The organism is Bradyrhizobium sp. UFLA05-109, from assembly GCF_054185165.1.
Genome location: NZ_JBBIAR010000110.1, coordinates 1 through 22,643, shown reverse-complemented (window position 1 = coordinate 22,643; position 22,643 = coordinate 1). Strand labels below are relative to the sequence as shown.

Annotated in this window: 22 protein-coding genes and 1 riboswitch; of the genes, 8 read left to right on the top strand and 14 right to left on the bottom strand. The window is 64.9% G+C overall.

Features of this window, described 5'->3' with window-relative positions:
* The 3 genes from Q3C01_RS42715 to Q3C01_RS42705 form a co-directional block, all read right to left on the bottom strand.
* On the bottom strand, positions 1–1,033 hold a 1,033-nt coding region (locus Q3C01_RS42715), incomplete at its 3' end, for a cobaltochelatase subunit CobN (RefSeq protein ID WP_458151333.1).
* A 14-nt stretch (positions 1,034–1,047) separates the two neighbouring features.
* On the bottom strand, positions 1,048–2,082 hold the full coding sequence (gene cobW, locus Q3C01_RS42710) for a cobalamin biosynthesis protein CobW (RefSeq protein WP_458151332.1): 1,035 nt from the start codon (positions 2,080–2,082) through the stop codon (positions 1,048–1,050).
* Positions 2,079–2,453 (bottom strand): DUF1636 family protein, encoded by a 375-nt coding sequence (locus Q3C01_RS42705; RefSeq protein WP_458151331.1) that lies wholly within the window; start codon positions 2,451–2,453, stop codon positions 2,079–2,081. The genes cobW and Q3C01_RS42705 overlap by 4 nt, the downstream gene beginning before the upstream one ends.
* A gap of 94 nt (positions 2,454–2,547) precedes the next feature.
* A riboswitch (cobalamin riboswitch) is annotated at positions 2,548–2,767 on the bottom strand.
* Between the two features lie 40 nt (positions 2,768–2,807).
* On the opposite strand from Q3C01_RS42705, the gene cobO reads away from it, so the two are divergent.
* Positions 2,808–3,443: a cob(I)yrinic acid a,c-diamide adenosyltransferase gene (cobO, locus tag Q3C01_RS42700; protein ID WP_458151330.1), complete on the top strand. Its 636-nt coding sequence runs from the start codon at positions 2,808–2,810 to the stop codon at positions 3,441–3,443.
* Between the two features lie 7 nt (positions 3,444–3,450).
* Positions 3,451–4,899, top strand: a complete 1,449-nt coding sequence (locus Q3C01_RS42695; RefSeq protein WP_458151329.1) for a cobyric acid synthase — start codon at positions 3,451–3,453, stop codon at positions 4,897–4,899.
* A 3-nt stretch (positions 4,900–4,902) separates the two neighbouring features.
* Here the strand turns inward: Q3C01_RS42695 and cobD are convergent, their stop codons facing one another.
* Together cobD and cbiB are read right to left on the bottom strand one after the other, a co-directional pair.
* The gene (cobD, locus tag Q3C01_RS42690; protein ID WP_458151328.1) at positions 4,903–5,868 is read right to left on the bottom strand and encodes a threonine-phosphate decarboxylase CobD; all 966 of its coding nucleotides are present in this window, start codon (positions 5,866–5,868) and stop codon (positions 4,903–4,905) included.
* A gap of 8 nt (positions 5,869–5,876) precedes the next feature.
* Complete coding sequence (cbiB, locus tag Q3C01_RS42685; protein WP_458151327.1) at positions 5,877–6,818, bottom strand: adenosylcobinamide-phosphate synthase CbiB; 942 nt, start codon at positions 6,816–6,818, stop codon at positions 5,877–5,879.
* Between the two features lie 125 nt (positions 6,819–6,943).
* Here cbiB and cobU point away from each other — a divergent pair, with 125 nt between their 5' ends.
* Genes cobU through bluB form a run of 3 tightly spaced genes read left to right on the top strand, consistent with a single transcriptional unit; the run spans position 6,944 to position 8,863 of the window.
* A complete protein-coding gene (gene cobU, locus Q3C01_RS42680) occupies positions 6,944–7,447 on the top strand; it encodes a bifunctional adenosylcobinamide kinase/adenosylcobinamide-phosphate guanylyltransferase (RefSeq protein WP_458151326.1) in 504 nt (167 codons plus the stop codon).
* Between the two features lie 4 nt (positions 7,448–7,451).
* The gene (locus Q3C01_RS42675) at positions 7,452–8,231 is read left to right on the top strand and encodes an adenosylcobinamide-GDP ribazoletransferase (protein WP_458151325.1); all 780 of its coding nucleotides are present in this window, start codon (positions 7,452–7,454) and stop codon (positions 8,229–8,231) included.
* Positions 8,231–8,863 (top strand): 5,6-dimethylbenzimidazole synthase, encoded by a 633-nt coding sequence (bluB, locus tag Q3C01_RS42670; RefSeq protein ID WP_458151324.1) that lies wholly within the window; start codon positions 8,231–8,233, stop codon positions 8,861–8,863. Before Q3C01_RS42675 ends, bluB begins: the two co-directional genes overlap by 1 nt.
* Before the next feature lie 110 nt (positions 8,864–8,973).
* Here the strand turns inward: bluB and Q3C01_RS42665 are convergent, their stop codons facing one another.
* From Q3C01_RS42665 to Q3C01_RS42640, 6 genes are read right to left on the bottom strand one after another with little or no spacing between them, the layout of a single operon-like run.
* Positions 8,974–10,023 (bottom strand): LacI family DNA-binding transcriptional regulator, encoded by a 1,050-nt coding sequence (locus tag Q3C01_RS42665; RefSeq protein ID WP_458151323.1) that lies wholly within the window; start codon positions 10,021–10,023, stop codon positions 8,974–8,976.
* Positions 10,020–10,664, bottom strand: coding sequence for a ThuA domain-containing protein (locus tag Q3C01_RS42660; protein WP_458151322.1), 645 nt, complete (start codon positions 10,662–10,664; stop codon positions 10,020–10,022). Before Q3C01_RS42660 ends, Q3C01_RS42665 begins: the two co-directional genes overlap by 4 nt.
* An 11-nt stretch (positions 10,665–10,675) precedes the next feature.
* Positions 10,676–11,773 (bottom strand): Gfo/Idh/MocA family protein, encoded by a 1,098-nt coding sequence (locus tag Q3C01_RS42655; RefSeq protein WP_458151321.1) that lies wholly within the window; start codon positions 11,771–11,773, stop codon positions 10,676–10,678.
* Positions 11,774–11,795: 22 nt separating this feature from the next.
* Positions 11,796–12,644, bottom strand: a complete 849-nt coding sequence (locus Q3C01_RS42650) for a carbohydrate ABC transporter permease (RefSeq protein ID WP_458151320.1) — start codon at positions 12,642–12,644, stop codon at positions 11,796–11,798.
* The gene (locus Q3C01_RS42645; RefSeq protein ID WP_458151319.1) at positions 12,637–13,578 is read right to left on the bottom strand and encodes a carbohydrate ABC transporter permease; all 942 of its coding nucleotides are present in this window, start codon (positions 13,576–13,578) and stop codon (positions 12,637–12,639) included. The genes Q3C01_RS42650 and Q3C01_RS42645 overlap by 8 nt, the downstream gene beginning before the upstream one ends.
* Positions 13,579–13,580: 2 nt before the next feature.
* A complete protein-coding gene (locus Q3C01_RS42640; RefSeq protein WP_458151318.1) occupies positions 13,581–14,840 on the bottom strand; it encodes an ABC transporter substrate-binding protein in 1,260 nt (419 codons plus the stop codon).
* A 180-nt stretch (positions 14,841–15,020) separates the two neighbouring features.
* Here Q3C01_RS42640 and Q3C01_RS42635 point away from each other — a divergent pair, with 180 nt between their 5' ends.
* Positions 15,021–15,779, top strand: a complete 759-nt coding sequence (locus tag Q3C01_RS42635) for an SDR family NAD(P)-dependent oxidoreductase (RefSeq protein WP_458151317.1) — start codon at positions 15,021–15,023, stop codon at positions 15,777–15,779.
* 40 nt (positions 15,780–15,819) lie between these two features.
* Positions 15,820–17,478, top strand: a complete 1,659-nt coding sequence (locus tag Q3C01_RS42630) for a glycoside hydrolase family 3 protein (RefSeq protein ID WP_458151316.1) — start codon at positions 15,820–15,822, stop codon at positions 17,476–17,478.
* Between the two features lie 8 nt (positions 17,479–17,486).
* Here the strand turns inward: Q3C01_RS42630 and Q3C01_RS42625 are convergent, their stop codons facing one another.
* The 3 genes from Q3C01_RS42625 to Q3C01_RS42615 all read right to left on the bottom strand — a co-directional run bounded on the left by Q3C01_RS42625 (position 17,487) and on the right by Q3C01_RS42615 (position 21,105).
* Positions 17,487–18,509, bottom strand: coding sequence for an ABC transporter permease (locus tag Q3C01_RS42625; RefSeq protein WP_458151315.1), 1,023 nt, complete (start codon positions 18,507–18,509; stop codon positions 17,487–17,489).
* A 12-nt stretch (positions 18,510–18,521) separates the two neighbouring features.
* Complete coding sequence (locus Q3C01_RS42620; RefSeq protein ID WP_458151314.1) at positions 18,522–20,024, bottom strand: sugar ABC transporter ATP-binding protein; 1,503 nt, start codon at positions 20,022–20,024, stop codon at positions 18,522–18,524.
* 127 nt (positions 20,025–20,151) lie between these two features.
* Entirely contained in the window at positions 20,152–21,105 is a 954-nt protein-coding gene (locus tag Q3C01_RS42615; protein WP_458151313.1) for a sugar-binding protein, read from the bottom strand.
* A gap of 634 nt (positions 21,106–21,739) precedes the next feature.
* Between Q3C01_RS42615 and Q3C01_RS42610 the strand changes: the two genes are divergently transcribed.
* The coding region (locus Q3C01_RS42610) for an ABC transporter substrate-binding protein (protein ID WP_458151312.1) at positions 21,740–22,643 on the top strand (904 nt) is incomplete at its 3' end.

Sequence of the window (22,643 nt, the reverse complement as noted above, 5' to 3'; positions counted from 1 at the left end):
GGGCAAGGTGCGAAAACTGCAAATCAGGATCGCGCTCGCCGGCCGACTTGAAGCTCACCACCCCCGCGAACACGCGGCCGTCGACCTCCGGCAGCACGACGTGCATCGCGAGATCGCCCGGCGAAAGCCCGCGGAGCGATTCGGCCCAGTCCTCGCGCCGTGCCGTGGAGAGTGCGACCTGGAAGACCGGACACGATGCAGCATCGAACGGCGTCGCGCCGTCGTCGCCAGCTGCGGAGAACGCGGTCGCATTGACGATGGCCGCCGGCGGATGCCGCGCAAATTGCGCGTGCAACCAGTCGGCGACGTCAGGTGCCTTCAATGACGTCACGAACACGCCGTGGGCATCAAATCCCTTCTGCCTCAGCGCGGCGATCAGCGCATCGACCGGCGCCGTGTCCGCGGCCGTAAGATACGAGCGGTAGAAGGTCACGAACGCGCGAGGTTTTCCGTCAGGATCGGGCAATGCCCCGACAACACCGCGCCCCGGCTCGTAGAAACCGATCTCGGGGACCTCGATCTCACCAACGACGGGCCCCGCATAGAGACCCGAGGCCAGCCCAAGCTGCGCGATCGCGGCTTGTGCGGCAACCGGTCCGCCCTTGTCGCAGAGCACCTTGAGCCGTCTGAGCGTCGAGACCGGCAACGTCGAGAACGCATCCAGCCGTTCATCGTCGCGACCATCCGCCGGCAACACGGCAAGCGCGATTCCGCGGTCTTTCGCCAGTTGATGCAGGGCCGCGAGCCCATAGGCCCAATAGGACTCGCCGCCGATCAGGCGCACCAGAATGCCGCGCGCTTGCGACAGCGTCCGCTCGATATAAGTGTCGATCGACAGCGGATGACGCAGCTCGGCGAGATTGGCGAGCCGCAGCGACGGCAGGCCAGCGCGCCCTCGCCGCCAGCCGGCAGCGAACGCGGCGAGATCGGAATCCGAGAACGAGAGCACCACGAGATCGGCCGGGTCCTGCCCGATGTCCCTTGGCGTCGCGGTCTCCTCCAGACCACGGCTCTCGCGGAAAACGACGTGCATCAGATGCCGAGTCCTTAAATGCCAAGCCCTGCCTTGATCGCCGCCTCGTCGATATCGCCATGCTCGCCGATCACGACCAGCTTCGATTGCCGGGGAGACGCGCCCCAGGGCTGATCGAACTGGTGCCGAACCCGCTCGCCGACCGATTGCAGCAACAGCCGCATAGGCTTACCCTTGACCGCGATATAGCCTTTTGCACGCAACACGTTCTGCTCGCGCGCCAGCCGCTGCACCGAGGCGATCAGCGCCTCGACGTCGACGACCTCAGGCAGATCGATCACGACGGAGTTGAAATCGTTGTGCTCGTGCTCGTCCTCGCCGTCGTGATGCGATGGGCGCGCGGCGAGATCGTCTTCGGCCGCCGCTTCAAGGCCGAGGATGACGCGCAGATCGACCGCGCCGTCGACCACGGGGAGCATAGGCACCGGACGCGGCATCTCCGCTGCGATCGCCGCCTTGGCTGCTTCGAGGCCTGCCGCACCTGCGAGGTCGGCCTTGGTCAGGAGCACGATATCGGCGCAGGCGATCTGGTCCTCGAACACCTCCGACAGCGGCGTCTCGTGATCGAGATTCTCATCCGCCGCGCGCTGCGCTTCCACCGCATCCGGGTCCGGCGCGAAGCGTCCGGCTGCGACCGCCTCGGCGTCGGCCAGCGCAATCACGCCATCGACCGTGATCCGCGAGCGGATTTCCGGCCAGTCGAACGCCTTCAGCAGCGGCTTCGGCAAGGCCAGCCCCGACGTCTCGATCAGGATGTGATCCGGCCTCACCTGGCGCGCGAGCAGTTGTTCCATCGCTGGAATGAAATCGTCGGCCACGGTGCAGCAGATGCAGCCATTGGCGAGCTCGACGATGTTTTCCTCAGGGCAATTGGCATCGGCACAGGATCTCAGGATCTGGCCGTCGACACCTTCACTGCCGAACTCGTTGACGAGCACCGCGAGCTTCTTGCCGTTGGCATTGCTGATCAGATGCTGGATCAGCGTCGTCTTGCCTGATCCCAGAAAACCCGTGACGACCGTGACCGGGACTTTTGCGAGCGTGTTCATTCGGCGGCCTCCGGCACGACGGCGATGGGGGGAATGCGGGCAAGCGATTGCTTGCGGAAGATTTCGGGACGGCTGCGCCATGGCACGATGCCGTCGGGCGCTGCGGCGTAGGCCGAAGCGCCTGCGATCACGTCGTTCGCATTGGCATCCGACAGGCGGCCATAGACATAGGACCATCGACCGGGCGCGCTGAGAGCTACCGAGCAGCCCTGGCTACAGGCCGACAGGCATTCGACGGGAACCAGGTTGACGCCTTCGGGCACGCCGGCGTCGAGAATCGCGGCATGCAGCCGTGCGCCGGGCGTGGTTTCGCCTTCGCCGAGTGTCTGCCCGGCGCGGCAGGTGATGCAAACGTGAAGTGTAACGGCCATCGCCCCTTCCAGGATATCTGCGGGAGGCGATGAGGCGCACGAACCGCTCGAGAGAGGGTCCGTTTCCCCGTCGCGGAACACCCCGTCCGCCGGTCCAAAAACATTGGCGCTGGCAGGTCTCCCGGCTTGCGGAGCAGGGTTTTTCCCTTCGATCCCCGCCTTCCCGATCCCCCATGGGATCAGTGGCTTCGGGCATCTCTCCGGTCACGGTCGCGGGGGCGGCTGCTTTTCGAACACGAATCTTGCCGATACGAGCCCTATCGCATTCCCTCTTCGCCTGTCGTAGGACAGGAACCAACGCTGGCCCACCATTTGCCCATGGCCGCCACTTGTCAAGCCGAAGGACCATTTCAGATGACGCCTGAACCGGATACCCCAGCGGTGGACAACACCGACGCCCGGCATGCTGCGAAAATGGCGAAAATCAAGGTCGCCCGCGACAAGATCATGGCGACCAAGAGCGGCGAAAAGGGACTGATCATCGTCCATACCGGCGCGGGCAAGGGCAAGTCCTCCTCCGCTTTCGGAATGATCGTTCGCTGTGTCGCACATGGCTTCCCTTGCGCGGTCGTCCAGTTCATCAAGGGCGCGTGGGATACCGGCGAGCGGCGGCTGCTCACCGGGCATTTTGGCGATCTCTGCCAGTTCCACGCCATGGGCGAAGGCTTTACCTGGGAGACGCAGGACCGCGCCCGGGACATCGCCGCCGCGCGCGCCGGCTGGGAGAAGGCGAAGGAGCTGATATCGGACGAACGCCTGCGCATGGTCGTGCTCGACGAGATCAACATCGCGCTGCGCTACGACTATCTCGATATCGCCGAGGTCGTCGATTTCCTGAAAACGCAGAAGCCACCGCTGACGCATGTCGTCCTCACCGGGCGCAACGCCAAGGACGAGCTGATCGAGATCGCCGATCTCGTCACCGAGATGACGCTGGTGAAACATCCGTTCCGCTCCGGCATCAAGGCGCAAGCGGGCGTCGAGTTCTGAGACTTCGATGGCGCGCGCATTGATGATCCAGGGAGCGGGCTCGGACGTGGGCAAGTCGCTCGTCGCCGCGGGCCTTGCGCGTGCCGCAAAGCGCCGCGGCCTGCGCGTGCTCCCGTTCAAGCCGCAGAACATGTCGAACAATGCGGCCGTCACCGTCGACGGCGGCGAGATCGGCCGTGCGCAGGCGCTCCAGGCGCTCGCCGCCGGCGTCGAGCCGCACACCGACATGAATCCGGTGCTGCTCAAGCCCGAGACCGATGTCGGAGCGCAAATCATCGTGCAGGGCAAGCGCATCGCGACCGCACGCGCCCGCGACTACGCCGCGATGAAGCCTTCGCTGATGGGCGCCGTGCTCGAAAGCTTCGAACGGCTGAAGGCGCGCACCGATCTCGTGCTGGTCGAAGGCGCCGGCAGCCCGGCCGAGGTCAATCTGCGCAAGGCCGACATCGCCAATATGGGCTTTGCGCGGAAAGCCGATGTGCCCGTCGTGCTGATCGGCGACATCGACCGCGGCGGCGTCATCGCGCAACTCGTCGGCATCAAGGCCGTAATCGATCCTGACGATGCCGCGATGATCCAGGGGTTCATCATCAACAAGTTTCGCGGCGATCCCACGCTGTTCGATGACGGCTACCGCCTGATCCAGGACAGGACATCCTGGCGCGGTTTTGGCGTGCTGCCCTGGTTCGCGCGCGCCGGCGAGTTGCCGGCCGAGGATGCACTGGGATTGGGCGAGGCGCGGAAGCCCGGCAAAAGCAAGATCGCGTTTCTGGCGCTATCGCGGATCGCCAATTTCGACGATCTCGATCCGCTCAAGGTCGAGCCCAACGTTGACCTCGTGATGGTCCGCCCGGGCGAGGCGATTCCCGGAGACGCGCGGCTCGTCATCATTCCCGGCTCGAAATCAACGCGCGGCGACCTCGCCTTCTTGCGCGCGCAAGGCTGGGACATCGATCTCCTCGCGCATCACCGCCGTGGCGGCCATGTGCTGGGTGTCTGTGGCGGCTATCAGATGCTCGGTCACAGCGTGGATGATCCCGAAGGCATCGAGGGCCCAGCCGGAGAGACGGCAGGTCTTGGCCTTCTCGATGTGACGACGGTGATGTCGCCGCAAAAGACGCTCACGCGCGTCACCGCGCGCCATGCCGGAACCAGCGAGCCCATCGACGCCTACGAAATTCACATCGGCCGCACCGAAGGGCTGGATCGCGCGCGTCCCTTCGCAATGCTCGACGGCGCGCCGGAAGGCGCGATCTCCGGCGATGGGCGCGTGCACGGCAGCTATCTGCACGGCCTGTTCACGTCGGACGGTTTCCGTAAGGCGTTCCTCGCGCAGCTCGACATTCCCTCGGCCGATCAGCCCTATCACGCCCGGGTGGAGAGCGCGCTCGACGCGCTCGCCGATCACATCGAGGCGCATCTCGACGTCGAAGGCCTGCTCACGCTGGCGCGCTGAGCGTCAGCCCGCGAGCGCCGATTCAAGGCGCGACCATTCCGCCTCATCGCCCGGCAGCCCGAGGCGCAGCCAGCCCGGCCGCGCGCTGAAGACGCGCGACCAGATCTTGCTGCGCGCGAGCTTGTCCTGTGCAGCAAGCGCATCACCGGCATCGTAGAGCCGGAACAGCGGCGTGCCACCGATCAGCCGCCATCCTTGCGCCGTCGCCGCCGTATCGAGCCGTACGCAGTCGCGTTCGAGCCGCGATGTCGTCGCCTTGGCCCATTCGCGATCCAGCAACGCGCGCCGACCGACGGCTATCGCGGCACCCGAAACCGGCCACGGCCCTGCCATCGCCGAGAGCGCTGCAATGTCTGCTTCCGCGCCGAGCACGAAGCCGAGCCGCAAGCCGGCCAGCCCATAGAACTTGCCGAACGAGCGCAGGATCAGAAAACCGCCCTGCCCCGCTTCAGGCGCGAGCGAGAGTTCGGGCAGCGCATCGGCAAAGCTTTCGTCGATCACGAGGTGGCCAACGCGCGGCAGCAGTGCGAGGAGGTCAGCTCGCTCATGGTGCCGACCGTCGGGATTGTTGGGATTGACGACGACGGCGAGATCGGCGCCCGCGAGCGCGTCGAGATTGGACACCTCGGCAACGTCCCAGCCGGCGGAAGAAAGCACTGCAGCGTATTCGTTGTAGGTCGGCGCGAGAATGCATGCCCGGCCCCTGCGCGACAAAGCCGGCAGGCACTGGATCGCGGCCTGCGCGCCGGCCATGGCGAGCAGCGGCGCCCTCGTCGCATACGCCTGCCGCGCCGCTTCCTGCAGCGCTTCGATCTCGGACCGCGACGGCAGCGCACTCCATGCGCGCTGCTCAATCTCGCCCACGGGATAAGGCTGCCGGTTGATGCCGGTCGACAGATCGATCCAGTCCTCGATGCGGCCGCCGAACCGCTGCATCGCGGAGTCGAGATTGCCACCATGCTCGCGCATCGCCGCCCTCAGACCAATGCCAATGCTGCGAGCAAGCCGCCAAGCAGCAGCATCGCGCGAATATAGAGCTTCAGGCCCAAGCGGACATCAGCGCCAAGCGGATCGCGCGCGCCCGCGTTCAGCCAGGGCTCGTCGGTCAGGGTGCCATGATAGCTGCGTGGGCCGCTCAGGCGCACGCCAAGCGCGCCCGCCATTGCCGCTTCCGGCCAGCCGGCATTGGGCGAGCGATGACGGTTCGCATCGCGCGACATGCAGGACAAGGCCGTTGAGGGTTTCGCGGTCACCAGCGCGAACAACAGGCCCGTCAGCCGCGCCGGGATGAAATTGGCGACGTCGTCGATGCGCGCGGCCGCCCAGCCGAACCAGAGGTGGCGCTCGGAGCGATGGCCGATCATGGAATCCAGCGTGTTGATCGCCTTGTAGCCAAAGATGCCGGGCAGGCCGAGCAGCGCGCCCCAAAACACCGGCGCCACGATACCGTCGGAGGCGTTCTCCGCAAGGCTCTCCAGCGCCGCACGCGATATCCCCGCTTCGTCCAGAGACGCGGGATCGCGGCCGACGATTTGCGCGACCGCAAGCCGCGCCGTGTCGATGTCGCCCGACTGCAATGGCTGCGCGACGGCGGCGACGTGATCGTGGAGCGAGCGCAGGGCAACCAGCGGCCAGGCCAAAATGCCGAGCAGAACGGCGCGGCCCCATTCGGAAACGAGCCAGCTTTGCACCAGCCAACCGATGCCGGCGCACAGCGTGATCACCAGCAGTGCGGCGGCAACGCCGGCCATGCGCCGCGTTGCAGGCGCATCCGCCGGTCTGTTCCAGTTGCCATCGAGCAGAGCGATCAGCCTGCCGATCCAGGTCACGGGATGGCCGATGCGCGCAAACAATGCGGCGGGCCATCCCCAGATGGCATCCACCGTCATCGCAACCGCCATCGCGCCGGCAAAGCCCACGTCAGATCTCCTTCTCACCCGTCCTGATGCGCAAGAATTGGGGCACAGCGCAAGCCCCTGCCCGCCGATTTCGGCTTTGTCTTTGCGCCTGATTGGTGATTAGTGCGGGTCAGAACGGAGGTTTCATGGCGGTTGTCCTGATCACGGGAGGGGCGAGGTCCGGGAAAAGCCGGCGCGCCGAGGCGCGCGCCCGGAGCTTTTCCGGCCGGCCCGTCTACATCGCGACCGCGGAGGCGCTGGATGTGGAGATGGCGGAGCGGATCGCCCGCCACCGCGCCCGCCGCGGCGATGAGTGGATCGAGCGCGAGACGCCACTCGATCTCGTGGCGGCGCTCGATGCGACCGACGGCGGCGGCGCGCGGCTGGTCGACTGCCTGACGCTGTGGCTCTCCAACTTGCTCCATGCCGAACGCGACTGGTCCAACGAAACGGCGCTGCTCGCCGCCGCACTTCGCAGGCAACAGAGTCCGGTGATCCTCGTGACCAACGAGGTCGGCCTCGGTATCGTGCCGGACAATGCGCTGGCGCGCAGTTTTCGCGACGCCGCCGGCCTTTTGAACCAGGCCGTCGCCGAAGTCGCCGACGAGGTCGAGTTCGTGGTTTCGGGCCTGCCGATGAAGGTCAAGTGAGGCCATGACCCTCCTCAAGCAACTCGCCACCATCGTCAAGGATTTGCGGATCGGCCTGTCGCTCGCCACCATCCTGCCGCTCGGCCCGTCGACGCCGGTCGGAGAAGGTGACATTGCGCGCGCGGGCTGGACACTGCCGGTCGCAGGAGTTTGGGTCGCTCTCCTCGGTGCTGCCGTGTACGGAAGCGCTTACGCGATCGGGGTAACAGCGGCGCCGGCCGCAATGCTGGCGCTTGCAAGTATGATCGTCGTCACCGGCGCATTGCACGAGGATGGCCTCGCCGACGCCGCCGACGGCCTCGGCGGTTCCACGCGCGCGCGAAAGCTCGAGATCATGCGCGACAGCCGCATCGGCAGTTTTGGCGTGTGCGCGCTCATCATCTCGCTGACGCTGCGCTGGAGCGCGCTCGCGGCCATTGCCGCGCCGCGCTCGGTCCTGATCGCGCTCCTGCTCGCGCATGTCGCCGCGCGCGCGGGCCTGCCGCTGTTCATGGCGCTGGTGCCGCCGGCGCGCAACGATGGATTGTCCGCCGGCGCCGGCCGGCCGGCCGGACCGAACGCCGCCATCGCGCTCGGCCTTGGTGCCATCGTGCTCGCGATCGGCTTCGGGCCGGGCAAGGCGATCCTTGCCGTGATCCTGCTCGCCTTTCTCGGCCTGCTGACCGCCTGGCTCGCGATCAGGCAGCTCGGCGGGCAGACCGGTGATATACTCGGTGCTTACGAGCAAGTCGCCGAGACCGCCATCCTGCTGATGGCCGCCTCGCTGTTTCACGCGGCCTCCTGATGGTCTCCTTCGACGACGATTTCCGCCGGCAGTTGCGCGAGCTCTTCGTCTGGCGCCGCGACGTACGGCGCTTCCGCAGAGATCCGCTGCCCGAGGGCACGCTGGAGCGGCTGATCGACATCGCTTGTCTCTCGCCATCGGTCGGTCTCAGCCAGCCCTGGCGCTTTGTCATCGTCGAGGATCCGGCGCGGCGTCGCGCTGTCATCGACGACTTCAAGACCTGCAATGCCGATGCGCTCCAAGCCTATTCCGGCGAGCGCGCCGCACGCTATGCCACGCTCAAGCTCGCCGGCCTCGAAGAGGCGCCGGGGCATCTGGCGGTGTTTTCAGAAAAAGCCTGCGAGACCGGACACGGCCTTGGGCGCGCGACGATGCCGGAGACACTCGACTATTCGGTCGTCGCGGCGATCGTCTCGGCCTGGCTCGCCGCGCGCGCGGACGGCATCGGGATCGGCTGGGTATCGATCCTCAATCCCGCCCGCGTGCGCGAGATTCTCGAGGTCCCGGAGACCTGGAAATTCATCGGCTATCTCTGCATCGGCTACCCCGAGGCCGAACTCGATCGTCCCGAGCTCGAGCGGGCCGATTGGGAGCACCGGCGGCCGTCGACTGACGTCACCATCCGACGCTGAGGCGCTAAAGCATGATCCGGAAAAGTGCGCAGCGGTTTTCCGAAAAGATCATGAGCAAACAACAACCTAAAGCGCGATGACGGTTCATCCCAATTTCATCGCGCTTTAGGTCACGGCAGATTATCCCGCAGGAAGATATCGATGCGGATGCGCTCCTGATCGGCGCTGATGGGCTCGCCCGAGCAATGCGCGAGCAGGACCCGCGCGGCGGAGCGCGCCTCGTGGCCCGGATCCTGGTTGATGATCGCGTCGATGGTGCCGCGCACCAGAAAGCGCTGCGTGTGCTGGGTGAGCTCGTGGGCGATCCAAACGACGTCGCGGGCGCGGCCAGAGGCTTCCAACACCTCGGCGATGCCCCGATTGCCTGCGCCACAGGAATAGATGCCGAGCAGATCGGATCGTCGCGACAAGAGCTCCGCCGTCAGCACGCGCGTGCGCTCGCTGTCATCGCGCCCCTCCAGCACCGGCAGCGCGACCAGATCCGGATATTCGCTCGTTAGAATCTGGTGGAAGCCGAATTGTCTCTCGGAGTGATCGCGCAGCGACAGCGAGCCTGCGATGACGGCCACGCTGCCTTTGCGTCCCGAGAGGAAACGTCCCATCAGAGTTGCAGCCGTGCGACCCGCAGCCGGATTGTCGATGCCGACATAATGCAGGCGACGCGCGCTCAACGCGTCCGAGACCAGCGTGACGACGGCGACGCCGCGAGCTGCCAGATCGTCGATCGCCGCGCGCACGCGCGGATGATCGAGCGCGATGACGGCGACACCGTGATAGGCCGGCGACAGTTCTTCCAGGGTGCGGGCCAGCACGTCCGGATCGAACACGTCGACGTGCAGGATATCGATGAATCCGCGCTGGCTGGCGAGCCATTCAGCCGTGCGCTGCACTTGCTCGGTCAAGTTGGTCATGAAGCTGTTGCTGCCGGTCGGCAGTATGAAGGCGAAGCGAAATGTCTGGCCACGCGCGAGCCGCGCGGCGGCGACATCGGCGCGGTAGCCAAGCTTTGCGACCGCCGCCTCCACGCGCGCCACCGTCTTGGCACGCACGCCTTCGCGGCGGTTGACGACGCGATCGACCGTTGCGAGCGACACGCCGGCCATGCGCGCGACGTCTTCCAGCGTCGCACGCATGGCCGGATGTGTCTCGCCGCCCGTCATCCGCGCGCGGCCCACAACATGCCGCGGATCATCATGGTCCTGATCTCGGGCACATCGAGTTCATAGGCGCGGTGGCCGAGCGAGGAATAGAACACCCTGCCCTCGCCATAGCGTTTCTTCCAGACCACGGGCATCACCACGCCCTCGATCCAGGGCGCGTGGTCGCCAGAAAACGTCGTCGTGGCCAGCACCTCGTTGGCAGGGTCGACATGCATGTAATACTGCTCGGATCGATGCTCAAAGCCCGTCAGGCCCTTCATGATGGGGTCATCCGGCTTCGTCAAGTCGACCCTGTAGTCGATGATGTTGCCGGGATGGGCAACCCACTGGCCGCCGCAGAGGAATTGATAATCGACAGACTCCCGGAAGGCGTCGCACATGCCACCATGATGACCCGCGAGTCCGACGCCGCCGCGCACGGCCGCGCAGAGGTTGAGCGCCTCCGGCTTCTCGATCTTCGACATGGTGTAGATCGGAATGATCAGCGAAAGATCGTGGATCGCGGGATCGGCGAACGCCGCCGTCGTGGTCTCGATGCGGACCTCGAAGCCTTCCTGCTTCAGCCAGCCTCGTATCATCGAGGCGCAGAGATCAGGATCGTGTCCCGGCCAGCCACCCCATACAATCATTGCCTTGCGCATTGTCATGATCCTCAGTCGATCTGTCCGGTCTCACGTCCGGCCGGCAACATCGCCGGCCGTTCGACGCGGCTCTCGATTTTGACGCGGCGCCCCTCATCGGCAGAGGTCTGGAACGCTTCCATCGCCTCGAGCACGTGGAAGGCGAGCGCGCCGCTGGCGCGGTGCGGCCTGTTGGTGACGATGGCGGTCGCCATATCGGCAACGCCGATCGAGCGGAATTCACCTTCGACATGGCCGTGGGTTGGCGCCACGGTCTCCCACTCGCCGCCGGTCTTCGCCACCTGCACCTCTCCGCCGAAGCGGTTGGGATCAGGGACCAGCATGCTGCCCTTGTCGCCGTAGATCTCGATCGGCGCATGTCGGTGCTTCGGCACGTCAAAGCTCATGGCAATTGAGACCACCGCGCCGCTTTCGAATTCCAGCGTGCCCGCCACGTGGGTTGCGACCTCGACCGGGACCATCTGGCCGTTCAACGGCTGGCTGGTCACGAGACGCTCGGATTTCGGCCGCGCGGTCGAACCCATCACGCTCGCGACGGGTCCGAGCAGTTGCACGAGGTCGGTGATGTAGTATGGCCCCATGTCCAGCATCGGCCCGCCGCCGCGCAAGTAATAGAAGCCGGGTGCCGGATGCCAGCGTTCGTGCCCCGGGCACATGAAGAACGCGCTGCCCGCGACGGGCGTGCCGATGGCGCCGTCGTCGATCAGCTTGCGCGCGGTCTGGTGGCCGCCGCCGAGGAAGGTGTCGGGTGCGCAGCCGACGCGCAGGTTCTTTTGCGCGGCGAGATCCATTACCTTCCGCGCCTCGGCCAGGTTGACACCCAACGGCTTCTCGGAATGGACGTGCTTTCCCGCGTTCAGCACCGCGAGGCTGACGTCGGTGTGGGCGAGCGGCACCGTGAGATTGATCACGATCTCGATATCGTCGCGCTTGAGCAGCCGGTCGACGCGCATCGCGGGCAGGCCGAACTCGGCCCCCCGCTTTTCCGCCGCATCGCTGCGCATGTCTGCGAGCGCACGAATGTCGAGAACCGGGAAGCGTTGTGCCGCCTTGAGATACGCGGTGCTGATATTGCCGCAACCGATGATGCCGATGCCGACTTTTCTCATTCTTGTCTCCGTGAGGTGTCGTTCATCCCTTGACTGCGCCTGCGGTGAGACCGGCGACGATGTGCTTCTGCGCCAAGAGGAAGAGGATGATCGTCGGCAGGATGGTCAGGGTGATGAAGGCGAGAATCAGGTGCCACTCCGACGAATATTCGCCCTGGTAAACCATGATGCCGAGCGGCCACGGATACAGCGCATCGGTGTTGAGCATGACCAGCGGCAACAAATAGGCGTTCCAACTATTGACGAAGGTGATGGTGCCGACGGTGGCCAGGATCGGCCGCGACAGCGGCAGCGTCACGTAGCGGAAGAATTTGATGTAGCTGCAACCATCGACCAGCGCCGCCTCGAGCAGCTCGTAGGGGATGTCCTTGAAAAAGCGCCTGAGCAGCAGGATGCTCATGGCGAGGCTGAACGCGACCTGCGGCAGAACGACGCCGAGATAGGTATCGAGCAACCCGAGATCGCGCACCTTGATGAACAGCGGCAGCACGGCGGTTGCGGCCGGAAACAACAGTCCGAGCGTCAAATAGCTCAGCAACATCGAGCTGCCGAAGAACCGGACATGGGCGAAGGTGAATGCCGCCATCGACGCGACGATCAGGGTGAGCGTCACCGTCAGCGTCGAAATGATGAGTGAGTTGCGCAGGAGCTGCCAGTAGCGCTGCGAGAACAGGATGTCGGCGTAGTTCTGCCATTCCCAGTGCCGCGGCAGACCGAACGGATTGACGCGCAATTCGCCGAGCGTCTTGAAGCCGCCGAGCACGGTCGCAAGCAGCGGCACCGCGACGAAGATCGCGACCAGGCCGAGGAACAGCGCCTTGTACAGCATGGCGGGATCGAACCGCGCGCGGGTGATCTCGACGTTACTCATCGCGCATGAACCATCGCTTGTAGGTGAACGCGAAGGTGACGCAGGTCATGAACAGGATGACGCCGATGGCGCTGCCAAAGCCGACCCGCATGCGCGAGATGCCGTTGTTGTAGAGGAAGCTGACCATCGTATTCGAGGAATCCGCCGGCCCTCCACGCGTCAACGGCATCACCAGGTCGAACAGCTGCAACGATCCTATGATGGCGAAGAATACCGAGAGGCGAATGGTCGGATAGAGCAAGGGAATCACGACGTGGCGCAGCGTTTGCGAGCGCGTCGCTCCATCGATGCGCGCCGCCTCGATCAGGCTCTTGTCGAGGCCCTGAAGCGCAGCGATGAACAGCATCATGTGGAAACCAAAATACTTCCAGACGATCACGATCAGCACCGCCAGCATCGCGGTGTCGGTCGAGGCCAGCAGATGCGGGGCTTCGCTACCGAAGGCGCGCCAGATCGAGGCGACGAGGCCGTAATCGCCGTCATAAACGAACGAGAAGATCAGCCCGGTCGCGATCTCGGCGAGGATGTAAGGCATGAAAAACAGCATGCGCAGCGCGACCGCGCCGCGGAATCGCTCGGCGAGCATGAGGGCTAGCGTCAGCGCCAGCGGCAACTGGACGAGCAGCGAAACCGCGATGATCAGGCCGTTGTTGCGCAGCGCAAGCCAGAAGGCGCGCGTCTGGAGCACGAAGCGGTAATTGTCGAGCCCGATCCAGTTGGTCGGCCGGCCAAAACCGTTCCAATTGAAGCCGGAATACCAGGCCGCTTCCCCGATCGGCAGCACGACGAACAGGGTGAACAACAGCAGCGCCGGCGGAAGGAACAGCACGAGCACGGTGAGCCGGCCATCCCAGCTCGGACCGCGCACCGCGATCGGCGCGAGCGCGGGCTCTGCGACGCCGAGCGCCGGCGAGCTTGCGATCCGCCGCGCCACGGTCAGTTGCCCTGCTTCCAGGCCGCCTCGATCGCCTTGGCCGCGTCCTGCGGGCTCATGCTGCCGCCTGCAATCTCGGCCGTGACGTCGTTGACGACGCGACCGACGGAGGGACCGAGGCTCTGATCATAGAAGTTCTGGTGGTAGTTCGATTTCGCGAGGTTGTCCGCGATGCGCTTCATGAACGCGTTGTTGAGCCCGGCCTCGGCGCCCTTTACCACGGGAATGATGTAGTTGCCGGCCGCAAGGCGCGTCTGCACATCCTTCGAGACGAAGTATTTGAGGAAGTCGACCGCCTCCTTCGGCGAGCCCTTGGTGACGAGCCAGCCGGTGATGCCGCCGAGCGTATCCGACGGCGCGCCCTTGCCACCGGGCACCACCGGGAAATCGAACCAGCCGATCTTGTCCTCGCCGAGGCCCACCTTGTCGGCAGCAAGCGCGCGCTGGAGGTGATACACGGTGCTGATGGCGAGCGTCATCGCAGCCTTGCCGTCGCCGAAATAGCCCACGGCTTGCGGATTCTTGAAGCCGAGGAAGCCGTTCTGGAACGGCTGAAGGTCCACGAGCTGCTTGAACAGCTCGCCGGATTTCTGGAACGTCTCGCCGGCAAAGCCGCCGTTCTCGCCGCGCAGCGCGGCATCGAAGGCCGGCTTTCCGCCGATCCGCACGGCAAGGTGCGTCCAGTAGAAATGCAGCGGCCATTTGTCGGCGCCGCCGACGACGATCGGCGTCACGCCGGCGGCTTTCAGCGTCTTCACCGCCGCAAGCAGATCGTCCCACGTCTTGATGGAGGCGGGGTCGACTTTGGCCTTCGCCATCAGGTCCTTGTTGTAGAGGAAGCCAACCTGCGACAGCGCCGTCGGCAAGCCGTAGACGCGGCCATCCCTGCTGAAGGCTGCGAGTGCCGCCGGTGTCAGGGTATCGGAATAACCCTTCACCTGGTCGGTGATGTCGTCGAGGACATCAGCTTCGATCTGCGTCTTCAACACGCCGCCCGCCCAGCTGTAGATGATGTTGGGCCGGTCCTTGGACTGGAGAATGGTCGGAAGCTTCGCCTTGTAGGCCTCGTTCTCGAGGAACTGCATCTCGACCTTGACGCCGGGATGGGAGGCCTCATAGGCCCGCGCCACCTCTTCCCAGATCTTGACCTGTGCGGGATTGGCCTCGATGTGCAACCACTTCACCGTGGTGTCGGCCATCGCCGCGCCCTGCGCGAACAGCCATGCGGTAGCAGCGAGTCCCAGCTTCCTGAGCAGCCTCATCAGCATTCCTCCCGACTATTGTTTTGGTCTTGCTTATGTCGTTGCGGCAATGCTGCCCTCATTTTTTGAGGTACGCAACTAAAATTCTGATCTATGCACCTCACCGACCGTGCGGCTAAGGTTCCGACGAGTCGTTTTGCCGGACGAGCGTCGCCCGGACACCAATGCCCCGAGGACATCATGGCCGCCATTTATCCAGATCTTGCAGGCAAAGTCGTTCTCGTCACGGGCGGCGCGTCCGGCATCGGCGAAGCCATCGTGCGGCGCTTTGCGCAGCAAAAATCTGTCGTCGTGTTCTTCGATATCAAGGCGGACGACGGCACCCGGCTGGCGCGCGAGCTTGCGGACCAGGGCTTGGCTGCGCATTTTTGGCACGTCGACCTCACCGATATCGCGGCCCTGCGCGCCGGCATCGCGGAGGCCCGCAAGGCCCACGGCCCGATCAACGTCCTCGTCAACAACGCCGCGCATGATGAGCGGCACCCGACCGAGGAAGTGACGCCGGAATATTGGGACGACCGCATCGCCGTGAACCTGAAGCATCAGTTCTTCGCGGCGCAGGCGGTGCTGCCGGACATGAAAGCGGCCAACGCCGGCGCCATCATCAATTTCGGCTCGGTCTCCTGGATGGCCGGACAAGGCGGCATGGCCGCCTATACCGCCAGCAAGTCCGGCGTGATCGGCCTCACCCGCTCGCTCGCGCGCGACTACGGCCCCTACAACATCCGCGTCAATGCGATTGCACCGGGCTGGATCATGACCGAGCGCCAGCTCACGAAATGGCTGACGCCGGAAGGCGTGGAAGAATTGATGCGCCGCCAATGCTTGAAGCGCAAGCTGATGCCGGACGAGATCGCGAAGGTGGCGCTGTTCCTCGCCTCCGACGAAGCTTCAGCCTGCACGTCGCAGCATTACGTCGTGGATGGCGGCTGGGTCTGATCGAGCGATCCACCCTGCCGAGGATGGGATGAGGCCGCATATGGATACGTCCTTTCTCTCTCGTCCGCCCTTTGGTCTCGACGCCCGCGCAGTTGGATGGGTCGAGACCACCTATCGCGCGCTGAGCCTGCAAGACAAAGTGGCTCAGCTTTTCAACCTTCTGTCGCGCGGAACCGATCCCGATGAGCTCGACCGGCTGGCTCGACTGCGACCGGGCGGAATCACGCGGTACTTCGGTCCCGATGGCGAGGCCGAGCGCGCGCGACTAGCGGCCGCGCAGAAGGCCGCACCGATCCCGCTCCTGGTCAGCGCCGATCTCGAGGGCTCGCGCATGAGCCTGCCGTTCGGCACCCAGGTGCTGAACCCGCTCGCACTCGCGGCGATCGATGACCCCGAGGTGACCGCGGATATCTCGCGCATCATTGCCGAGGAGGCTGTCTCCCTCGGCGTGAACTGGTCGTTCGCGCCAGTGATTGACATCAACCACGCGTTTCGCAGCTCGATCGTCGGCACGCGCAGCTTTGGCTCCGATCTCGAAACGATCCGCCGCCATGCGCTGACTCACATCAAGGTCCTGCAAAGGCATGGCATCGCCGCAACCGCGAAGCATTGGCCCGGCGAAGGCTACGACGACCGCGACCAGCATCTGCTCACCACGATCAATCCGCTCTCCATGGAGCAGTGGGAGGCGACGTTCGGCAGGCTCTATCGCGCTGCAATCGACGCCGGCGTCCTCTCGATCATGTCCGCGCATATTGCGCTGCCTGCGTTCGTCAGGAGCCAGCTATCCGATCCGGGCGTCGAGGCTTTCCGGCCGGCGTCCATCAGCAGGCTGCTCAATGTCGAGCTGCTTCGCCACAAGCTCGGCTTCAACGGCCTGATCGTCTCCGACGCCAGCGAAATGGCCGGCCTCACTTCCTGGTGCCGCATGCGCGCGGCCAAGTCGCAGATCATCGCCGGCGGGTGCGACATGATCCTGTTCTCGCGCGCGCCGGAGGAAGACATGGCGGAGGTGGGCGCGGCTGTCGAAGATGGTCGCCTGCCGGCCGAACGGTTCGAGAACGCGGTGCTGCGCGTCCTCGCGCTGAAGGCGGCGCTCGGTCTCCACGAGATGGCAAGCGTTCGGCCGACCGGAGCGATCGCGCGGGCTTCCGACAAGGTCATCGCCGATGCGGCGTTGCGGCGGGCGCCGACCCTGGTCAAGGACACTCTGGACCTCCTGCCCATCAGTCCGACGCGGCATCGGCGTGTGCTGGTGATATCCGGCGGAATCATCTCGCCGCTTCATGACTCCCCGCACGAATTCAGCCTGCCGGATATGCTGACCAGGGAGGGATTCGAGATTACGCTTCACACCCAACAGCCCGCGGTCGATCCGGCCAGTTTCGATCTCGTCCTCTATCTCCTTGGAGAAGAGACGTTGCTGACGCGTGGGCGCATTTTCCTCGATTGGGCTCGGCTTGGCGGCGATTTCGTCGGTGCCATGCGGCGCTATTGGCACGACATTCCGACCATCATGATCTCGTTCGGCTATCCCTATCACCTCTATGACGCGCCCCGCGTGCCCGTCTACATCAACGCCTATTGCACGATCGACGAGATGCAGGCCGCCGTCGTCGACCTGTTGATGGGACGACATCCCTGGAACCGAAACAGTCCCGTCGATCCCTTTTGTGGCCTCGAGGACGCGAAGTACTAACCTCTATTTCACTCCGCGTTCGCGCGCTCCAGCGGCGCTGCTGCAACGTTCGCCTGCGGCCGCGCCTTCGCCGTCGTCGCGCGGCGGCGCTGCATGAGATACTGGTCGCCGAGCACGCCGATCAGGATCACCGTGCCCATGACGGCGAAATTCAGCGAGCTCGGAATGCCCAGGAGATTGACGAGATTCTGCAGCACCTGGAGCAGCACGGTGCCGAGAACGACGCCGATGATAGAGCCCTCGCCGCCACGTAAGGAGCAGCCACCGAGCACGGCGGCGGCAATGGCGTAAAGCTCGTAGAAGGAGCCATGCACCGCCGGCGAGATCGAGCGGGTGTACATCGCAATCAGGATCGCGGCGAACGCGGTCAGCCCGCCGCAGATGATGTAGGCTGAAATCACGACGCGATCGGAGCGGATGCCGGAATAGCGCGCCGCTTCCTCGTTCTTGCCGACGGCGTAGAGATAGCGGCCGAACACGGAACGGTGCAGCAATATCCAGGCGACCGCAGCGACGATGAACAGCGCGACCACGCTGTGCGGCAAGGGAAAGCCCAGCACATTGGTGCGCCCCGCCGTCAGCCATTCCAGCGTCGGAAAGCTCGCGCCGAAGCCGAAGCCGGCGGTCGCGTCCTCGGTGTAGTAGCGCGCGGCGCCGCGATAAATCAGAAGTCCGCATAGTGTCACCACGAAAGGCTGGATGTGCATCCGGGTGACGAGCGTGCCGTGCACGAGGCCGATCGCGAGCCCACCGGCGATGATTGCGGCAAAGGCGAGCATCCAGTTGACGTCGTGATTGACGATGAGATCGATGAAGAGCACCCCTAACAGCGCGATGACCGAGCCGACCGACAGCTCGATCCCACCGATGATGATGACGAAGGCTTCAGCGATCGAGAAGATGCCGAACATCCCGACCTGGTTGGCGGTGTTGGAGAGATTGCCGACCAGCAGGAAGCGCGGGTTGATGAAGGTGACGACCGCGCCGACCACGAGGATCAGGACCAGGAGGCTCAGATCTTTCTTGTTCAAGGTCCCCTCGCCTCAGATTGTGTGGCCGACGGCCAGTTGCAGTACATTGTGCTCGCTGAACTGGCTGCGATCAAGAAAACCCGAGATCGCCCCCTCATGCATCACCGCGATCCGGTCGCTCACCCCGATCACCTCCTCCATGTCGCTGGAGATCATCAGAACCGCAACGCCCGCATCGGTCAGGCGGCGCAGCATGTCGTAGATCTCCTGCTTGGCACCGACGTCGATACCGCGCGTCGGCTCGTCGAAGATCAAGACTTTCGGCCGCATCGACAGCCATTTGGCGAGCACGACCTTCTGCTGGTTGCCGCCGGACAGTGAGCCGACGGCGGTTTCGACGTCAGGCGCGCGGATCTTGAGGCGCTCGCGCTGGCGGCGGGCGTTCTCGGTCTCGCGCGCGGTATTCACGAGCCAGAAACGCAGGTAGGACGATAGGTCCGGCAGCGAGATGTTCTCGGCGATCGAGACGTCGAGCAGGAGGCCGGAACTCTTGCGGTCCTCCGGGACGAGATAAATGCCATGCTCGATCGCGGCGCGCGGGCTGGCAATCCGGATCGGCGCGCCGTCCAGCCTGATCGCGCCGCCGCGCAGGGGATCGACGCCGAAAATGGCCCGCGCGAGTTCCGTGCGCCCCGAGCCGACGAGGCCCGCAAGCCCCAAAATCTCGCCGCGGCGCACCGACAGGCTGACGGCGCGCTCCGGATAGGTGTCGGTGACGGCCTCGACGATGTCGAGCACGGCCTCGCCGGGAGGAGCTGCCGGCGGAACGTAGAGCGATTTGAGATCACGTCCAATCATCAGACGGATCATCGCCGCGGGCGACAATTCCGCGCGGGTCAGCGCGCCGACCATCCGCCCGTCGCGCAGCACCACCGCGCGATCGGCGCATTGCATCACCTCGTTGAGGCGGTGCGTGATGAAGATGATGCTGACGCCGTCAGCCTTGAGGCCCGCGATGACGCGCATAAGGCGGCCCGTCTCGGTCAAGGTCAGGCTCGAGGTCGGCTCGTCCATGATGACGAGGCGTGCATCGAGCGAGAGCGCCTTCATGATCTCGACGAGCTGGCGCTGGGCGAGCGACAGATCGGCGAGCGGCGCATCGGGCTCGAAATCGGCGCCGAGCCGTTCGAGCAGCGGCCGCACTTTCGCATAGAGCGCCTGGCGGTCGATCAGCCTGAGCGGCCCGCCATGCACCGGCTCGCGGCCGATGAAGACGTTGCCGGCGACATCGAGATTGTCGAAGAGGTTGAGCTCCTGGTGAACGAAGGCGATGCCGGCCTGGATCGCCTCCGCCACGGTGAACGAGCCCCGCTCGACGCCGTCCACGCGGATGAGGCCGCCACTCGGCTCGACGACGCCGCCAAGCACGCGCATCAGGGTCGACTTGCCTGCGCCGTTTTCGCCGATCAGCGCGATCACCTCGCCCGGGGCGACCTTGAGGTCGACGTGGTCGAGGGCGACCACGCCGGGATAGGTCTTGCTGATGTCGACCAGTTCGAGAAACGGCTCAGGCATTGGTGGCTGCGAGCAGAGTTAGCCCCGCTGCGTCACAACCGCCCGAGACCGTCCTTCGAGGCACCCGCTTGTCGCGGGCTTCTCGGGATGAGGTCAAGCGCCTGTGACGCAGTAGAACCAGAGGCTCCTACTTCTTGAGCATCGCTTTCATCGAGGCCATGAAGTCGTCGACATTCGACTTGTCGATGACCTTGCCGGGAACGATGATGATGCCGTTCGCTGGAATCCCCGACTTGTCGCCGCCGATGTAAGCGGCCATCAGCTTCATACCCTGATAGCCCCACTCGAATGGCTGCTGGACGACGGTGCCGGCGATGCTGCCTTCCTTGACGCCGCCGAGCGTGATCGGATCCTCATCGAAGCCGATGATCTGGATCTTGCCGAGCTTGCCGGCTTCCTTGAGCACCTCGTAGATGCGCGGCGTGTTGTAGGAGTAGAAGCCGACCAGGCAGCTCACGTCCGGCATGGCGGCGAGGATGTCCTCGACATTGCGCTTGGCGCGGGTCTGGTCGATCTCGTCGCCGCGGACGTCCACGAGCTCGACCTTCGAACCCTTGATCGTCTCCTTGACGCCCTCGATGCGCTCGCGGGCATTGTCGGCGCCGGGCAGACCGACGAAACCGACGCACTTGCCGCCGTTCGGCAGCGCCTTGAGCATCAGCTTGCCGGCGTCCTTGCCGAGATCGGTATTCGACGAGCCGATATAGGCCACCCGCTTCGAAGCCGGCGCGTCGCTGTCGGTGGTAAACAGTACCGTCTGCGAGGCGACTTTGTTCAACTGCTCGGTCTGGTTCTTGGGATCGACCGCACTGACCATGATGCCGGCGGCACCTGCGGCGACGAGGTCGTCCATTACCCGCTGCTGGACGGCGGCGGCGGCCTGTTCCGGATATTTGAACTGAAGGTCGAAATTGGGCAGTTCGCCCTGCGCCTTCTTCACGCCGGCTTCAGCGATTTTCCAGAAGTCGGACGCGCCATTGACGACGAAGGCGAGAACCTTCTTGTCCGCCGCGTTGGCCGAGCCGAGACCCAGCGCGACCGCGAACGCAACGGATACACCTGCAACCAAGAGACGCTTCATTCATCCCTCCCTTTTAAGCGGTCGACCGTCGATCGCGGCCAACTCTTCCTGTCATTTACGCATGCCGCCCTGTTTCTCCCCCCAAGCATCAAGGCCCGGCTCCGGGATCAGCGGAGGTCGCGGCGCCGTCGACTTCAGCCTGCAAGGAAGATAAATGAGGCACGCACCTCAAACGTACCAGAATCCCGGAAGGCGTGCAACCGAAGGCACGTTCGCTTTGATCGGAGGCAGGTAAGCCGGCCCGGCCGCCCTGTAGCCCGGATGGAGCGCAGCGCAATCCGGGGTTTGTCCAGCGGGCTCCGATCCGGATTGCGCTGCGCTCCATCCGGGCTACGGTTTCTACTTTGCATGGGGTTGATTTCGCGAAATGAGATATCACGCCAGCACCGGTCAATTCGCGCCACCCCAAATATTTCATCTTGACGGAATTCGGATTTATCGTACGCTAGAATCTCGTGTCGCGAGAATGCGCTTCCATGTCTGAACGGGCCCGGCCTGCTGTTTCGAGACGCCAGAGGTCTCACGCCCGATAGCTGCGAACAAACATTCACAGGTGCGATCCCTCACCATTTGTGATCACGGCGCTTTCGCGCTATTCACACTGGCTGGAACAGGCCATCGTGCAACCCACTTCATGACCGGGCAGTCCGCGCGTCCCCTCGCCCCGGAGGCGGTCGACCGCCGAAACTTCATTCGCCTCGCCGGCGCATCGGCCGCAGGATGGCTTGCGCTCGGCGCATCGCCGGACCGGGTCCGCGTCGTCGCCTCCCTGATCGGGTTGCCGCTCGGCGATCCCCTGACCAACCGGAGCGCACCGGAGAGCGCGGCCTCGCGACTGAGCGCTCTGATCCAGGGCATGACCGAGCGCGGATGGGTGGAAGGCGTCAATGTCCGCTATGAGACCCGTTCAAGCTTCGGCGGCCCGGCGCAGCAGGAAACAGCGATCCGCGAAATCCTCGCACTCAAACCGGACGTGATCCTGACCTCGTCGACGATCGAGACCGCAGCTCTGACGGCGGCCACCAAGACGATCCCGATCGTGTTTGCCACTGCCAACGATCCCGTCGGCAACGGCTTCGTCGAGAGTCTTGCGCGCCCCGGCGGCAACGTCACCGGCTTCACAAACAGTACCGCCGAAATGGGCAGCAAATGGCTTCAGCTGCTGCGGGAAGCAGCTCCCGCCATCGAGCGCGTCGGCGTGCTCTTCAATCCCGCGACCGCACCGCGCGCCGGGCGCTTCTTTCTCGACTCGATTGAATCCGAAGCCGCGTCCATGGGCGTGACTGTCACGCCGGTGCCGGTCAACGATGCAACCGGAATCGACCAGGCCATCCGCGGCTATGCCGGTGCCCCCGCGGGCGGGATGATCGCGCTCGTCGACCCCTTCCTCGTCATCAACCGGCGCGCTATCGTCACGGCCGCCGCGCAGCACCGCGTGCCGGCGATCTATCCCTTTCACTATTTCATCGACGTCGGCGGGCTGATGAGCTACGGCGCTTCCCTCGAGGTGCGCTCGGCGGACTATGTCGACCTGATCC

Coding starts and splice junctions, on each gene's coding strand:
- Q3C01_RS42655 (WP_458151321.1), bottom strand. CDS start 11,773: ATGAGAAAAGTCGGCATCGGCATCATCGGTTGCGGCAATATCAGCACC.
- Q3C01_RS42665 (WP_458151323.1), bottom strand. CDS start 10,023: ATGACGGGCGGCGAGACACATCCGGCCATGCGTGCGACGCTGGAAGAC.
- Q3C01_RS42640 (WP_458151318.1), bottom strand. CDS start 14,840: ATGAGGCTGCTCAGGAAGCTGGGACTCGCTGCTACCGCATGGCTGTTC.
- Q3C01_RS42635 (WP_458151317.1), top strand. CDS start 15,021: ATGGCCGCCATTTATCCAGATCTTGCAGGCAAAGTCGTTCTCGTCACG.
- Q3C01_RS42675 (WP_458151325.1), top strand. CDS start 7,452: ATGACCCTCCTCAAGCAACTCGCCACCATCGTCAAGGATTTGCGGATC.
- Q3C01_RS42620 (WP_458151314.1), bottom strand. CDS start 20,024: ATGCCTGAGCCGTTTCTCGAACTGGTCGACATCAGCAAGACCTATCCC.
- Q3C01_RS42660 (WP_458151322.1), bottom strand. CDS start 10,664: ATGCGCAAGGCAATGATTGTATGGGGTGGCTGGCCGGGACACGATCCT.
- Q3C01_RS42615 (WP_458151313.1), bottom strand. CDS start 21,105: ATGAAGCGTCTCTTGGTTGCAGGTGTATCCGTTGCGTTCGCGGTCGCG.
- Q3C01_RS42695 (WP_458151329.1), top strand. CDS start 3,451: ATGGCGCGCGCATTGATGATCCAGGGAGCGGGCTCGGACGTGGGCAAG.
- cobW (WP_458151332.1), bottom strand. CDS start 2,082: ATGAACACGCTCGCAAAAGTCCCGGTCACGGTCGTCACGGGTTTTCTG.
- bluB (WP_458151324.1), top strand. CDS start 8,231: ATGGTCTCCTTCGACGACGATTTCCGCCGGCAGTTGCGCGAGCTCTTC.
- Q3C01_RS42705 (WP_458151331.1), bottom strand. CDS start 2,453: ATGGCCGTTACACTTCACGTTTGCATCACCTGCCGCGCCGGGCAGACA.
- cobD (WP_458151328.1), bottom strand. CDS start 5,868: ATGCGCGAGCATGGTGGCAATCTCGACTCCGCGATGCAGCGGTTCGGC.
- cobU (WP_458151326.1), top strand. CDS start 6,944: ATGGCGGTTGTCCTGATCACGGGAGGGGCGAGGTCCGGGAAAAGCCGG.
- Q3C01_RS42650 (WP_458151320.1), bottom strand. CDS start 12,644: ATGAGTAACGTCGAGATCACCCGCGCGCGGTTCGATCCCGCCATGCTG.
- cobO (WP_458151330.1), top strand. CDS start 2,808: ATGACGCCTGAACCGGATACCCCAGCGGTGGACAACACCGACGCCCGG.
- Q3C01_RS42630 (WP_458151316.1), top strand. CDS start 15,820: ATGGATACGTCCTTTCTCTCTCGTCCGCCCTTTGGTCTCGACGCCCGC.